Genomic DNA, 15281 nt, shown 5'->3' on the forward strand with positions numbered 1-15281 from the left:
AGCGAGGCTTGCCCGCGAAGAACGATTACGCGGTAATCAAACCGGACTGTGTTTAGCCTTCAGATTCCGCGCATACCACGGCCGTTGCGGCACCTTGCGGAACAGATCCTCCAGCTTCTTCTCGTCTTCACCAAAGGTAATCCGCAACGCCAGCTTCATGGTTTCCGGGTCCATTTCCACCGACTTGCCCACCTGCAACCCCGGCGTGGCGTTGCAGCCATGGGTACTCGGGCCAAGCCACGGATCGTCGATCTCGACCCAGCGACCTGGCGCGAACCACGGCACGCCTTGGACCTCCAATCGACTCACTTCACCCGGATGAAAGCGCTCATGCGCGCGGAACCAGTCTTCGAGACGGTCGTCGATCCAGCCGTGAAAATGCCAGAACACCGGGTTCACATGGGAGGAAAACGGGTCGCCAAGGAAGTCGTTTTCCGCCGCGAACCATCGGGCGGAAAAGTCTGCGGTGTCCCGCGCGAACGGCACAGGCTGTCCATTGGACGGGTCCCGGGGCACTGACGCCCAGCGCATGTGCAGCCAGTCATGCAGGCCCAGCTCGACCTCGGAACCGAACTGTCCCAGGGTCAGTTTCGACAAGTAACGCGGGTCACGGTAGCGCGATTCCCAGACCTGGAAATTGCTGTGGTAAGTCTCGGCGGTCTTGAGATCGGCGACCCACTGCGAATACTCGTCATCGTCATCGGCGCGCCAGGCTGGAGGCAGCGCGGTGCCGTCGTGGTTGTCGAAGTAACGGGCAAACCCTTGGCGATCACGCACCAGCTCTGGTTGCGGCAATGGAAACTGCTGCCAGGACGGCAAATCCTGCAAGGAACGCGCGGTGCCGAGCATGTGGCGGTGCATGAAGAAAAAGTCGATGCCCGAGCCGTTGCGATCCTTGCGCGGCCCGCGAGCATCGCGCTCCTTGTCGCGAAGCCCCGGCTGCCAGCCGATCCCGCGCAAGGCGTTGCGCTTGTCCTCGGACAAGGTATGCCATTTGTCTCGAGAGGCGTGCCAGAGCTGATGGAACAAACGGTGCTCGGGCGAAATCAGCCACGCCAGCAACGCCGGGCCCAGGCCTGTGCGTTCACGCGCCTCGGGGAACACTTGCTTGACCGCGACGAAACGATTGTCCTGAGCGGTCAAGGCCAGCGGACGATCCAGACGCAGCACGCGCCCGCTCAAGGTGCCGCTGCCAGCATTGCCGAATACGGCCCAGACTTCGTCGAGTTTGAAGGTGAATTCGTAGTCCGGCGTCCCGGTCGGGGATCGGGTATCGATCAGGCGCCAGCTCAACTCGGTGGTGTTCGTGCCGGCCAGGTCGCCGAGGACGCGATAGCGCGGCGTCGGTTCGCCGCGCAGCGCATCAAAGGTATCGAGAAAGCCATTGAGCCCACGGCCCTTGTGACCGACGTCGAGCAACAGCTGCAACCCCTCGCGAGGCAAACCGTCGAGCCCGGCGTCACGGCCTTCGAAACGGATGTCCCAGACGCCCTGCAGCGTATTGGCCAGACGTTGTCCGGCCACATCCGCGACGTCGAATGACGCTTCACCGGGGGTAATCGTCGGGTCCGGTTTTGTCAGTTCGCGATGCCCGTAATACGCCGCAGGCAGGGCAGCGCCAGTCAGTGCCAGACCCGCCAGGAACCATCGTCGAGAAATCGTCATTGCCCTACCTGTGTCAGCCATGGAGCAGGCTTTATCCAAGCTAGAACGTTTGTTGTCTTCACAAATTTAAGAGCTTCGCGGGCAAGCCTCGCTCCTACAGGCAACTGGAAAACCTGTAGGAGCGAGGCTTGCCCGCGAAGAGGCCCTCAAGCGCACTAAATTTCTCACCCGGCCACTCGTTCTTCCCAGATAGCAAAGGCCCCCGCGCCTGCACCCTCGACGGCGAACCTGACTGAGATGGCAATGACAAAACCTCGTTCGAAAAAGGCTCTTTTCATTGGCCTGCCCCTGGCGCTGGCCATCGCTGGCGCGGCAGGGTTTGCGGCCTGGGATCACTGGTTCAACGACAACCCCGGCTACCCGGTCGCAGTGATGAAACAGGCGGATGAACTGCAAGAGCGCATCCTCTCGTTCGACAGCCACATCACCGTGCCGATGGATTTCGGCACCGCCGAAAACGAGGCCGACAAGGACGGCAGCGGCCAGTTCGACCTGGTCAAGGCCGCACGCGGTCGCCTGTCCGGCGCGGCGCTGACCATTTTCGGCTGGCCGGAAATCTGGAACGGCGACAACGCCCCGCACCGCCCGACAGCCGGGTTCATCGATGAAGCCCGTCACGAGCAGGAAACCCGCTACAAAATCATCAGCACCCTGGTACGCGACTTCCCCAATCAGGTCGCCATTGCCTACACCCCGGACGACTTCCGGCGCCTGCACGGCGAGGGCAAGTTCGCCGTGTTCATCAGCATGCTCAACGCCTACCCGCTGGGCAATGACGTCAACGCCCTGGATAAATGGGCCGCCCGCGGAATGCGCATGTTCGGCTTCAGTTACGTGGGCAACAACGCCTGGGCCGATTCGTCCCGGCCACTGCCGTTTTTCAACGATTCCCGCGACGCCCTCGGCGGCCTGTCCGAGCTGGGCAAGCAAGCGGTGCATCGCCTGAACGACCTCGGCGTGATCATCGATGTGTCGCAAATGTCGACCAAGGCCCTGGAACAAGTCAGCCAGTTGAGCCGTGCGCCGATGGTCGCCTCGCACTCGGCACCACGGGCGCTGGTGGACATCCCGCGCAACCTCAGCGACCAGGAAATGCAGCTGATCAAGCACAGCGGCGGCGTGGTGCAGATTGTCGGTTTCCCGACCTACATCAAGCCCTTGAGCCAGGCCACCCAAGACAAACTCAACGCCCTGCGTGCGCGTTTCGACCTGCAACCGCTGCAAGGCCTGGAGATGGCGCTGATGCCGGGTGACCCGGTGATCACCGTGTGGTCGGAACAGCGTTTCGGCGAATACGCCAGCCAGCTCTACGGCATCATCGATGAAGAACCGAAAGCCACCCTCAAGGATTACGGCGACGCCATCGACTATGCGGTGAAAAAAATCGGCATCGACCACGTCGGCATCAGCTCCGACTTCAACGACGGCGGCGGCCTGAACGGCTGGAAAGACGTGAGCGAGGCACGCAACGTCACCGCAGAGCTGATCAGCCGCGGCTACAGCGAGGCCGACATTGCCAAGCTCTGGGGCGGCAATTTCCTGCGGGTCTGGGACCAGGTACAGAAGTCCTCCCGGCCTGTCGTCAAACATTGATCGTCACTTTGCCAAGCGAACCGAATCCATGACCAACCGTCGTACCTTCCTCAAACAGGCTGGCGTTATCGCGGCCGGCATCCCCCTGAGTTCCGCGGTCAACCTGCCGGCGCTGGCCGCCACGCCGGCGCCGCTGCCCAAAGACAAATGGGCGCAGTTTCGCCAGCTGTTCAATCAAGACCCCGATTACCTGCACTTCGCCAACTTTCTGGTGACCTCGCACCCAAGGCCCGTGCGCGAGGCCATCGAGATGCACCGCGCCAACCTCGACCGCAACCCGGGCCTGGCCATGGACTGGCATCGTGGCGAAACCGAACGCCGCGAAGAAGAAGTCCGCGTGTGGGCCGGCCGTTACCTGAAAGCCAAACCCTCGCAGATCGCCCTCACCGGCAGCACCACCGAAGGCCTGGCAATGATTTACGCCGGCATTCATGTGCGTCCGGATCAGGAAATCCTCACCAGCGAACATGAGCACTACGCCGCCAACAGCGTGTTTGAATTCCGCACGCAAAAGGACGGCACCCAGGTTCGCAAAATCAAATTGTTCGAAGACCCGTACAAGGTTTCGACCGATGAAATACTGGCGTCGATTGCCCGCAACATTCGCCCCGAGACCCGCGTGCTCGGCATGACCTGGGTGCACTCCGGCAGCGGTGTGAAATTGCCGATCGGCGAGATCGGCAAACTGGTCGCCGAGAAAAACCGCGACCGTGAGGAAAACAATCGCATCCTTTATGTAGTCGATGGCGTCCACGGCTTCGGCGTGGAAAACCTCGATTTCCCGGACATGCATTGCGACTACTTCATCGCCGGCACCCACAAATGGATGTTCGGCCCACGGGGCACCGGGATCATCTGCGCGCGCTCCGACGAGATGAAAGACATCACGCCGACCATTCCGACGTTCTCTGAAGCGACCACGTTTTCGACCGTGATGACCTACGGCGGCTACCACTCGTTTGAACACCGCTGGGCGCTGACCGAAGCGTTCAAATTGCATCTTGATCTGGGCAAGGCCGAGGTTCAGGCGCGCATTCACGAGATCAACAGCTACCTGAAAAAACGCTTGCAGGAGCATCCGTCGGTGGAGCTCGTCACGCCGTTGTCGCCCGAGTATTCCGCCGGCTTCACCTTCTTCCGCATCAAGAACCGGGACTGCGAGGAAGTCGCCAATTTCCTGATGGACCAGCGTGTGGTCTGCGATGCCGTCGACCGCGATGTCGGCCCGATCATTCGTCTGTCCCCGGGCCTGCTCAACACCGAGGCGCACATCGACCGCGTCATGACGCTGTTGGCCAGCAAGCTCTGACACACCGATTCCCTTTAGCGAGAATGCTCATGAAAAACCTCCTGCACCGATTCATTGCTGCTCAGTCCTGGGCATTGCTGAACCAGTGGCGAGGGAGCTTGCTCCCGCTGGGCCGCGCAGCAGACCCTGTTCTTCAGGCGAAGAGCGGGGGTCGCTTCGCGCCCCAACGGGAGCGAGCTCCCTCGCCACAGGTTTATGTTTACGCAGTATTGGCACTGCTGGCGTTGTTGCCCGTCGCCGCCCAGGCCTCCACCGCGCCGCTGCCGGGCAAGGTGTTCAAGGATTGCCGCAACTGCCCGGAAATGGTGGTGCTGCCTGCCGGCACCTTCACCATGGGCACACCGGAAGGTGAAGTCGGTCGCGAGCCCGATGAAGGCCCGATGCACGAAGTGACGTTCGCCAAGCCATTCGCCATGAGCCGTTACCAGATCACCGCCGGTGAATGGGACCAATACCTGAAGGAAACCGGGATCACCATTCCCGACGGCGACACCCGCCCCGGTCGCGAATGCATCAACAGCAAGCCACGTTATCCACAGGGCCCGCGTCAGCCGGCGGTGTGCATGAACTTTGCCGAGGTCAGCGCGTATGTCGCGTGGCTGTCCATCAAGACCGGCCAGCACTACCACATCGTCAGCGAGGCCCAACGCGAATACGCCGCCCGTGCCGGTTCAACGGGGCCGTTCCCGTTCCCGTTCGATGAAGGCACCGAGTACAGCATCGCCACCCATGCCAATACTTACGGGCCAACCGACGGCTACAGCTACACCTCCCCGGTCGGCAGCTTCCCAGCCAACGCCTTCGGCATGTACGACATGCACGGCAACGTCTACGAGTGGATCGCCGACTGCGAACACACCGATTACGTGGGCGCCCCTACCGATGGCAGCGCCTGGGTCGAACCCAACTGCGAAGCCCTGCAGATTCGCGGTAACGACTGGGGGGAAGCGCCGGTGTTCTCGCGTTCCGGCAACCGCAACAACATCTACCCGCAAACCCGTGGCGACTGGATCGGTTTCCGTGTGGTGCGCGATCTGCCGTCCAAAGGCTGACCCCTCCTCCTGCGGCCGCCGCCAGTCGGCGGCCGTCTAAATTAAACGCCTGACCACACGTTCTACTGGGTATGCCTCACGACCCAAGGGACCGTCCTCAAATGCATTTCCTCAAGACCCAGCCTACGCGCGGTGCAATTCATGAATTGTTCACCCTCCTGAAACCGTTCCGGCTGGTGGTCAGCCTGTCGATCATTCTGGGCATGGTGGGCGGTCTGAGCGTGACGGTGCTGCTGGCCACGATCAACAATGCCCTGCATTCGGAAAGTGGCCTGACCCAAGGCGTGGTCGCGCTGTTCGGCGGTCTTTGCCTGTTGGCGCTGGCGAGTTCGATCTGCTCGGACATCGGCACCAACTATGTCGGCCAGCACATCATTGCCAAGCTGCGCAAAGAGCTGGGGGAAAAGGTCCTTTCGGCCCCCATCGAACAGATCGAACGCTATCGCAGCCACCGCTTGATCCCGGTGCTGACCCATGACGTCGACACCATCAGCGACTTCGCGTTCGCCTTCGCGCCGCTGGCCATTTCCCTGACCGTGACCCTCGGCTGCATGGGCTACCTGGCCCTGTTGTCGTGGCCGATGTTTCTGATGATGGTGCTGGCGATCGCCATCGGCACCGGCATCCAGTTCTACGCCCAGGGCAAGGGCATCAAAGGCTTCATGGCCGCCCGCGACGCCGAAGACGAATTGCAAAAGCATTACAACGCCATCGCCGGCGGCGCCAAGGAACTGCGCATTCACCGTCCGCGCCGCCAGCGGATGTTCACTTCGGGCATTCAGGGCACGGCGGATTTCATCTGCAACACCCAGGTGCGTTCGATCAATACCTTCGTGATCGCCAAGACCCTGGGGTCGATGCTGTTCTTCGTGGTCATCGGCCTGGCGCTGGCCCTGCAATCGTTCTGGCCGAGCGCCGACAAGTCGGTGATGAGCGGCTTCGTCCTGGTGTTGCTGTACATGAAAGGCCCCATCGAGCATCTGGTTGGCACCTTGCCGGTGGTCAGCCGGGCACGTATTGCCTTCCGCCGCATCGCCGAACTGTCGAGCCAGTTCTCCTCGCCCGAACCGCATCTGTTGCTCAACGACACTGGCAAAAAACCGGCCGTGGTCAACAGCCTGCAACTGGACAACGTCAGCTATGCCTTCCCCGCCGCACCGGGCAGTGAAGCGTTCCGTCTGGGACCGGTGAACCTGACCATCGAACAGGGCGACATCGTTTTCATCGTCGGCGAAAACGGCTGCGGCAAGACCACGCTGATCAAATTGTTGCTCGGCCTTTATGCGCCGCAACAGGGCGCCATCCTGCTCAACGGCGACAGCATCGACGCGCAGAATCGTGACGACTATCGCCAACTGTTCACCACGATTTTTGCCGACTACTACTTGTTCGATGACGTGGTGCAGGGCGATCAGCACATTCCCGAAGACGCCAACAAATACCTGCAACGCCTGGAAATCGCGCACAAGGTCAGCGTCAAGGACGGCAGTTTCACCACCACCGACCTGTCCACCGGCCAGCGTAAACGCCTGGCATTGGTCAATGCCTGGCTGGAAGAACGGCCGGTGCTGGTGTTCGACGAATGGGCGGCCGACCAGGACCCGACCTTCCGCCGGATCTTCTACACCGAGCTGCTTCCGGACCTCAAGCGCCTGGGCAAAACCATCATCGTCATCTCCCACGACGATCGCTATTTCGACATGGCCGATCAGCTGGTGCGCATGGAATCGGGCCGCGTGGTGACTGAGCGGGCAACCGCCTGAGCACAGCAATACCACTCACTCGACGATTTTTTCGGGTTTGTTTTCCGGTTTCGTCGGGGTGATGCGTCTAATAATAATTATCATTAACTAAAAAAATGCACACCTTAGGAGCGATTTGAGCAATGCAAAGCCCTACCCTGTCCCGCGCGCCGTTGGCAGTGGCCATCGCGCCGCAAAAGAAATTCCGAACAGTCGTACCGGGTGCGTTGCTGACCCTGTTGCTGCTGGGTACGTCTGAAGTCCAGGCGGCTCCGGTGAACGTCAACGTTCCCTCGCAATCGCTGGCCAGCGCGCTGCAGCAACTGGGTCAACAGACCGACCTGCAAATCCTGTACAGCCAGGACATGGTCAACGGTCTCAAGTCCACGGCGGTTTCCGGCAATCTGGAGCCGGAACAGGCATTGAACACGTTGCTGCTGGGGAGCGGCATCACTTTTCAATTGACTGGCAACACCGTATCGCTGGTTCCAGCAGCGGGAAACTCCAGCGCGCTGCAACTGGGCGCGACCGCGATTTCCGGCGTGGCACCGGGGCCGACGACTGAAGGCACGCATTCATACACCTCCGATGAAGTCAGCATCGGCAAGGGCAACATCAAGCTCAAGGACATCCCGCAGTCGGTGTCCGTCGTCACGCGCCAGCGCATGGACGACCAGAACATGAACAGCCTGCAAGACGCGATGCGCCAGGTCACCGGCGTCACCATCAAGACGTACAACTCCGGTTCCAGCCTGAACGACGTCTACATGCGCGGCTTCCTCGTCGATCAGGTGCAGGTTGACGGCGTGTCGCAACCGACCGGCCAGGGCGACATGGGCACCAGCTTCGACCTCGCGATGTACGATCGCGTCGAAGTGTTGCGCGGCCCGTCGGGCCTGTATCAAGGCGCTGGCGAACCCGGCGGCACCATCAACGTGGTCCGCAAGCGCGCCCTGAACAAATTCGCCCTCGGTGGCGAACTGGGCGCAGGTTCCTATGACCACTACCGCTCCATGGTGGACGTCACCGGCCCGTTGAACGATCAGGGCACCGTGCGCGGGCGCTTCATCACCGCTTACGAGAACAACAAATCCTTCGTCGACTCCGCCCAGAACGAACGCCCGATGGTGTACGGTCGCCTGGAATTCGACCTCGACCCGTCCACCACCCTGTCGGTCGGCGGCGCTTATCAGCAGAACCATTCCACCCCGGCGTTCGGTCTGCCGGCCTTTGCCGACGGCAAATTGCTCGACGTGCCGCGCTCGACGTTCGTCGATGCCAAGTGGAACACCCTGAACGAGAAAGTCTGGGAGTCCTTTGCCGAGGTCGATCATGCGCTGGACAACGGCGGTCAGTTCAAGACCACCGTCACCTACCGCGACGCAGAAACGCCACAGCGAAACTTCACGTGGGCAGACGGTGCGGTCGAGCCCAATGGCGACAGCTGGGCCGTGGCGTATGACTACTACACCCACATCAAGACCATCGGCGTCGACAGCTTCGTGACCACGCCGTTCGAATTCGCTGACCGCCAACACGAGTTCACCGTCGGTGCCGAGTACCAGCACCTCGACAAAGACTTCGAATACGGTGGCGGCGAGTATTTCCCGATCAACGTCTACAACCCGGGCAGTATCGATATTCCCAAGAACGACTATGAGCGCGTCAACGGCAACTGGTCCAAGTCCGATCAATACGGCCTCTATACCCGCGCCAAGTTCAACGTCACCGACTGGCTCGACGTGATCGGCGGCAGCCGCGTGACCTGGTACGAAAGCGACGCGAAGAACGCCAACGCCTTCTTCAACAGTTTCGGCGAAGCCCACACCAGCATCAACCGCAAGGTCGTGCCCTACGGCGCCATCATCGCCAAGCTGACCCCGGAACTGTCGGCCTACGCCAGCTACACCGGCGTGTTCAAGCCACAAAGCGAAGCCGGTGCTGACAACTCGCCAATCGGACCGCGCAAAGGCAAGCAATACGAAATCGGCCTCAAGCGCGAATTCTATGACGGTCGCCTGAATGCCAGCATCGCGATGTTCCGCATCTACGACGAAAACCGCGCCGAATACAACTCCGACACCAATAGCTACGAAGCCCAAGGCAAGGCACGCAGCCAGGGTTGGGAAACCGAGTTGAGCGGCAACCTGACCGACAACTGGAGCATCGCCACCGGCTACGCCTTCACCAGCACCAAGTTGGTGAAATCTGACGACGCCACCGAAGGCAAAACCTTCAGCACCATCACGCCTAAACACAACTTCAACCTGTGGACCAAATACGAATTCGCCGACGGCCCGCTCAAAGACTTCAGCGTCGGCGGCGGCGTGCGCGTAGTCAGCAAGACCTGGTACCAGCGTGAAGTGCGCTTCGAACAAAGCGGTTATGGCATTGCCACGGCTCAGGTGGGCTACAAGTTCAACGAGAACCTGTCGGCGACACTGACTGGCAACAACCTGTTTGATCGCAAGTACTACGACCGTGTGGATGCTTCGTGGGGGACTAACTTCTATGGGGATCCGCGGAATTTGACGTTGACGTTGCGGGCTCAGTACTGAGTTTCTGGATCGTCAAAAAGCTACACACCACCGGGCCGCTTGCGGCCCGGTTTTGTTTTTGAGGTAAGCGGGAGCGGAGCAAAGGCCATCACGCAGAGATGTCATTTTGATTTCCATTGGACATCACCCTTTATTTTGTCTTAACTGCTTTTATTCCCATCCTCGAACCACTCATCAGCATGAGACCGATACGAATGGAAGCTATCGCACGTTCAATGCTAGTTGTTGCGCTGACTTTTTTAACGGCTTGCAGCGCCGCCCTTGTAGCGCCTGCACCTGTAGATGTTCCGCTACCAGAGCCAGTTTCCGAAGTATCTGTCGAGGAGCCCCCGCCCTCTTCCGTTGATGAGACTCACAATGAGTTTGTCGATAAAATGACCGGAATCGTCACGGTTTTTTTTGCCAGCAATCGAAACATAATTTCCGATTACGGTTGCGTAGATGCTTTGGGTAAAAAGCGAGGAAAGTCTCTGGTTTATGGGTATTGCCATGTAAAAATCCCCTTCAACCATAAAACAGGAATTATCGAATCCCCGTCATGGTTTAAACTTGAATGGACTGAAAATCCCGAAAAACATGTATCTATTGTAGGTGGCGGTGTCGTTGCCAAGGCAGAATTTGAAAAGCTTATCAGTCATAGACTAAAAGAAAACGGAACATCTTTCATTTACGTACACGGATATAATGTTTCGTTCGAGGACGCCGCGAAACGTACGGCACAGATGGCATACGATCTGGATTTCAAGGGTGTACCGGCTTTCTACAGTTGGCCTTCGGCTGGAAACCCGAAAAACTATGTTCCCGACGAAGCGGCTGCAGAAGCGGCGAAGACCAAATATTATAAATTTTTAGTCGATTACCTCGAAAACCCCAATATCAAAGGTGTGTATTTGATTGCACATAGCATGGGTAATCGGGCAGTTGCAGCTGGGCTTGTCACTCTTAACATTCAACACCCAGAGCTCAGGGCTAAAATAAAAGAAGTGATTCTGGCAGCTCCAGATATAGATTCCGATGTATTTGCGGATGAAATTGTTCCTGGCATCGAATCAGCAAAATGGCCAGTTACGATGTATGCGTTAGATAAAGACATGGCTTTGCTCGCATCAAAGACATTTCACGATTACCCGCGAGCCGGGTATATCTCAGACAATCTTATTGTGATGCCAGGCGTTGACACCGTGGACGCCAGCCTGATTAAAACAGACTTTCTCAGTCACTCTTATTACGGCGACTCAACCACGCTAATTTATGACATCTACAACATAATAAACACGGGCGCACGAGCAGATAAGCGTCGAAACCTCTCCAAGATAAATGATACTAACGGAATTTATTGGCGCTTTACGCCTTGAGTTTTTTACTTTCATTCTCAAGGCGTGGGCAACCTCAAGATTCTGGTTGGCTGATCGTAAAGTAAGGGCTATTGGCTTCAGAGCGTAAAGCGCTTTCATAATCCTTGTTCATTTGGCTTCTTTCACCACTGGGCCACTTGCGGCCCAGTGATGTTCTTTGGGGGTGTGTGGGTACTTCAGCAGATCTGCTTCAGCGTTCCCCCAAGAAATACTTACAAACGGAAATAGGAGGTGTACGGCAGGAAAGGTGAGCGCTTGACTTCAATGGTGTTCATATCAAACACCTCAAACAACGCTTGTGTTTCACCCGGGAAGTGCGGGCAGTTCAATTCATCAAATACCACGATCGACCCTTTTGACAATCTTGGCTTGATCGCTTCCAGAACATCCTTCGTCGGCTTGTAAACATCCATATCAAAAATGGCCATTGATATGATTGAGTGAGGATTATCTTCAAGCCATTGTTTCGAAGTCACTGAAGCGTCTCCCTTGATCAGGGAAAACTTCTTCAAGTGATTATTAGGGCTTAGCGACTCTTGAGCCAGCAGAAGCCGTTCTAATAATTTTTCGTAGCCTTCGTCAATATGAAAGTCACCCGACTTCACCAGTCCGCCATCTTTTTCGTCAACCCCGGCAAACCCGCTGAAGGTATCAAACCCGAAAATGTGTCGGGAGTAGTTGTAGGGTTCCTTGATGGCCCTGAGATTGAGTAACGTAGCCAGGCTGCTGCCATAATGAACGCCAAACTCGCAGATCGAACCTGCGACAGGCAGCATTTCATCGTAGAGAAAATTAAGGTTCAGGATTCGCGCCAATGACGGTCTGGTCAGCGTCGCTACCGAAGGCCAATTCCAATATTCCCCTGCAATGTCATGAATTTCGCCATGAATACCCCGCAGTTCTTTATAAGCATCTGCCTGATTGGGAGGGGTGAAAAACAGCTGACCGTCTTGAGTTCTCATTTGCTTTCCATTAAAAAATTAAGACCGTTCGAATTTAATTTGCTTTGAATCAGATAAGCCAGCTTGGAAACCTTGGCGTGGATGCTCGATATATTGTGATCCGGCCGGTGTATGAGCCCCATTCCGCCAATGATAATGGCTTCCAGCGTCAGTTCGGCATTAAATATCCGCGACCAAACCTGTCGCGAAGCCTCATAACCGACGGAACCACTTTCATATTGATTGGAAGCAGTCATCAACTTGACCGGGATTGGGCCGCCAATGGCGTTATTTAAAAAGCGCTCAAGTTTTCCCAGCAGAAAATCAAACAACTCGTCGTTTGTGACGTCATGAGGCTGGCCGGTTTTCACGTCGATGCCCGCGGTACATTGAACGAACGGCCCCGGATTTCTGCGCAAAAAATCTTGCGCCATATCATAGAGCGATCCGTTTTCCCAGGAAGCGGGATATTGATACAGCGATTGGTTCGCGTAGTAATACCCTTTATCAAGCCCCAAGTGTTTAAGGTTTGCAGTGGTTGCATCCTGATATGACTTGAAACGAGATTCGATCATCTCATTTGCGCTTTGACTATCGAAGGACGGGTAGTTGACCGGAAAACAATCCGCGATACCAAACTGGATAAAAAAGTATCGGTTTTCAACAGGGACGGCAGTCAAGCACTTATTAAGTGCATCCGTCAGGGTCGCAGGGTATTCATGCCAGTTGTCATTGGCATGAATAACCGCCTCCGTTTCAGTAATGACGGTAACAACCGAATCATATTCGGTAAATTCCGGATTGATGAAGCATCGCAACTCTACCCCATTGACGTAATAAGCTTCATCCGTCAGTTCGACCGGGTAACGCCCTGTGAGCCGCTCAATACGCTTGGACAGTCCATTGGTCTTGAACTTCGGAACATAGAACGTGGCGTCCGCCAAGTGTTGGCGAATGAAGAAATCATCCAGGTGATCGTCGTGACCATGGGAGATAATGACATTAAGCTTGCTTGCAGGGATAGAGAGTAACTTCTCAATCACTTTAGTTTTGGGCGAGGGGTTTTGAATCCAACCACCAAACGCAGGTGAAACATACCAGGGGTCAGTAAGGAAATAACTTTCTTTATCTTTCAGCAGTAATGAGGCGTGATTAACAAATTCTATATCCACCGACCGGATCCTTCGCACTCATTAATTAAACCAATAAAAAACGCATAAAATAAACACCACATAATATCTCATTTTTATTTTGCGAGCAATCACCCATAAAACAAAGCAAGAAGAACACTTAACCCGACCAAGTAAAGATCTATCAAAATATACAACCCTTAAATATCAGGCTTTAGCGAAACTTACATTAATCATAAAAAATTCCGCTACAGATCTATTTATACTTGTTAATTATCTTACAAATCTTAATAACACCTACCTGGACAAAACACGTCCAAAAGATATTTTTCTTCCTATTAAACTCAAAGTCGACAGTCGTCTTTCAACTGCGCAATAAGGCGCTATTTCCCCAACTTCAGCTCCATGATGATCGTGCGTTCCGCTCCGTGAAATTCATCTCGGACTTTTCTGAAGCCAAGCGATGCGTAAAAGCCTTCTGCCGTGATTGAGGAAGGGACCCGCAACAGACTGACCCCTCCGCTGAGGGCGCTTGACTGGATCATCGCCACCAACCGCCTTCCTATGCCTTTCCCTTGTTGGGTCGGGTCGACGAATACGCTTCTGACCACGTCATGATCAAGGCTGGCTGTTGCAACAATATGATGGTCGATCGTCGCTACGTAGACTCGACGTTGAGTCAGCAAGCGAAGGATGGCTTGCGGTGAGAAGTTTTGCGCCACTTGCTCGATCACTGCTGGCGTGTAGTCCTGGGCGTTGGTGTCACGTAGCGCGCCAATGATGACTTGGCTGATGGCGGCTGCATCTTCGCTTGTGGCGGTTCGGATCAGGCAGTCCATTTGAGTACTTCTTTCCGTGAGGTTGAGTGATCGTAAAGGGAGGCAGCCTGGAACGCCAAATCCGCCAGACACCACTTCGACCTCCCCGGACGAAAAGCCCGATCACCTCAAACGCATCAACCCAGGCTTTCAGTAATCAACCCCGCCAGCTGCTCCAGCATCCCCGGCACTTCCTGAACCATCTCCCCCATCCGCGCGAAGTCGTGGGTCATCCCTGCCTTCACGTCCAGCACCACCGGTTGCCCTGCCGCACGCAATTTTTCAGCCCAGGCCAGGCCTTCGTCCAGCAGCGGGTCGTATTCGGCCAGCCACAACACCGTCGGCGTCAGGCCTTGCAAGGTCTCGGCGAACAGCGGTGAAAAGCGCCAGTCGCGACGATCATCGGCACTGCGCTGGTACTGCTGATAGAACCATTCCAGCGTGGTCGCTTCCAGCAGATAGCCTTCGGCAAAACGTGCGAGGGACGGGCGTTTTTCCACGGCATCGATCACCGGGTACAGCAACGCTTGCACCCGTGGCGTCAGCGGCCAGGCTTGCGGATTCTGCGCGATGGCGATCGATAACGAGGCCACCAGGCTGCCACCGACGCTGTCCCCCGCCAATGCGATGCGCGTGGCGTCCAGCCCCAAAGCACTCGCGCCAGTGGTGGCCAGCCAGTGCGTCACGTCTTCGGCATCCTCATAAGCGGTAGGAAAACGGTGTTCCGGGGCCAGTCGATAATCCGCCGACAGCACCGCAAAACCACCCGCCAGCGCCAGGCGCCGGCACAGGGTGTCGTGGGAGTCGAGGCTGCCGACCACGTAGCCGCCGCCATGGAAATACAGCAGCACCGGGCGCTCCTGAGTGCCCAGCGACGGGCGAGCGTAGAGGCGCGCGTTGAGCAGATGGCCGTCGCGGGCCGGAATGCCGACCGCGGTCACGGTCAGCGCGCCCATCGGTGCAGCATCGAGCAGCTGCGAGGTTTGTTCGAATTGCTGGCGTGCTTCAGTCGGGCTCAGCTCGTGCATGGGCAGGCTTTTACCGGTGAGGCGGCCGAATTCGGCCAGCTCTAGAAAACCCTCGATGTCCGGGTGCAGTGCCATGGGCGGTCGTCTCCA

Annotated in this window: 11 protein-coding genes; 6 read left to right on the forward strand and 5 right to left on the reverse strand. The window is 57.0% G+C overall.

From position 1 onward, the window contains the following. Positions 1-36 precede the first annotated feature (36 nt). Complete coding sequence (pvdP, locus tag KJF94_RS17100) at positions 37-1665, reverse strand: pyoverdine maturation tyrosinase PvdP (protein ID WP_214377463.1); 1629 nt, start codon at positions 1663-1665, stop codon at positions 37-39. A 243-nt stretch (positions 1666-1908) separates the two neighbouring features. On the opposite strand from pvdP, the gene pvdM reads away from it, so the two are divergent. The 6 genes from pvdM to KJF94_RS17130 all read left to right on the forward strand — a co-directional run bounded on the left by pvdM (position 1909) and on the right by KJF94_RS17130 (position 11274). Further along, a complete protein-coding gene (gene pvdM, locus KJF94_RS17105) occupies positions 1909-3258 on the forward strand; it encodes a pyoverdine-tailoring dipeptidase-like protein PvdM (protein WP_214377464.1) in 1350 nt (449 codons plus the stop codon). Between the two features lie 28 nt (positions 3259-3286). Continuing rightward, positions 3287-4567 carry a pyoverdine-tailoring periplasmic protein PvdN gene (gene pvdN / locus KJF94_RS17110; protein ID WP_214377465.1) on the forward strand — a complete coding sequence of 427 codons (1281 nt, stop codon included), beginning with the start codon at positions 3287-3289 and terminating at the stop codon, positions 4565-4567. Between the two features lie 29 nt (positions 4568-4596). Further along, positions 4597-5619, forward strand: coding sequence for a dihydropyoverdine dehydrogenase (gene pvdO / locus KJF94_RS17115; protein WP_250548173.1), 1023 nt, complete (start codon positions 4597-4599; stop codon positions 5617-5619). 101 nt (positions 5620-5720) lie between these two features. Further along, on the forward strand, positions 5721-7382 hold the full coding sequence (locus tag KJF94_RS17120) for a cyclic peptide export ABC transporter (RefSeq protein ID WP_214377466.1): 1662 nt from the start codon (positions 5721-5723) through the stop codon (positions 7380-7382). 122 nt (positions 7383-7504) lie between these two features. After that, positions 7505-9919: a TonB-dependent siderophore receptor gene (locus tag KJF94_RS17125; RefSeq protein ID WP_214377467.1), complete on the forward strand. Its 2415-nt coding sequence runs from the start codon at positions 7505-7507 to the stop codon at positions 9917-9919. A gap of 194 nt (positions 9920-10113) precedes the next feature. Then, the gene (locus KJF94_RS17130) at positions 10114-11274 is read left to right on the forward strand and encodes an alpha/beta hydrolase (protein WP_214377468.1); all 1161 of its coding nucleotides are present in this window, start codon (positions 10114-10116) and stop codon (positions 11272-11274) included. A 212-nt stretch (positions 11275-11486) separates the two neighbouring features. Here the strand turns inward: KJF94_RS17130 and KJF94_RS17135 are convergent, their stop codons facing one another. The 4 genes from KJF94_RS17135 to KJF94_RS17150 form a co-directional block, all read right to left on the reverse strand. Further along, positions 11487-12236: a class I SAM-dependent methyltransferase gene (locus KJF94_RS17135; protein WP_214377469.1), complete on the reverse strand. Its 750-nt coding sequence runs from the start codon at positions 12234-12236 to the stop codon at positions 11487-11489. Next, the gene (locus tag KJF94_RS17140) at positions 12233-13387 is read right to left on the reverse strand and encodes an MBL fold metallo-hydrolase (RefSeq protein WP_214377470.1); all 1155 of its coding nucleotides are present in this window, start codon (positions 13385-13387) and stop codon (positions 12233-12235) included. Before KJF94_RS17140 ends, KJF94_RS17135 begins: the two co-directional genes overlap by 4 nt. Before the next feature lie 341 nt (positions 13388-13728). Beyond that, positions 13729-14184: a GNAT family N-acetyltransferase gene (locus KJF94_RS17145; protein WP_214377471.1), complete on the reverse strand. Its 456-nt coding sequence runs from the start codon at positions 14182-14184 to the stop codon at positions 13729-13731. A 116-nt stretch (positions 14185-14300) separates the two neighbouring features. Further along, a complete protein-coding gene (locus KJF94_RS17150) occupies positions 14301-15266 on the reverse strand; it encodes an alpha/beta hydrolase (RefSeq protein ID WP_214377472.1) in 966 nt (321 codons plus the stop codon). Positions 15267-15281 lie beyond the last annotated feature (15 nt).

The sequence above is a fragment of the Pseudomonas hormoni genome (assembly GCF_018502625.1).
Lineage (GTDB): Bacteria > Pseudomonadota > Gammaproteobacteria > Pseudomonadales > Pseudomonadaceae > Aquipseudomonas > Aquipseudomonas hormoni.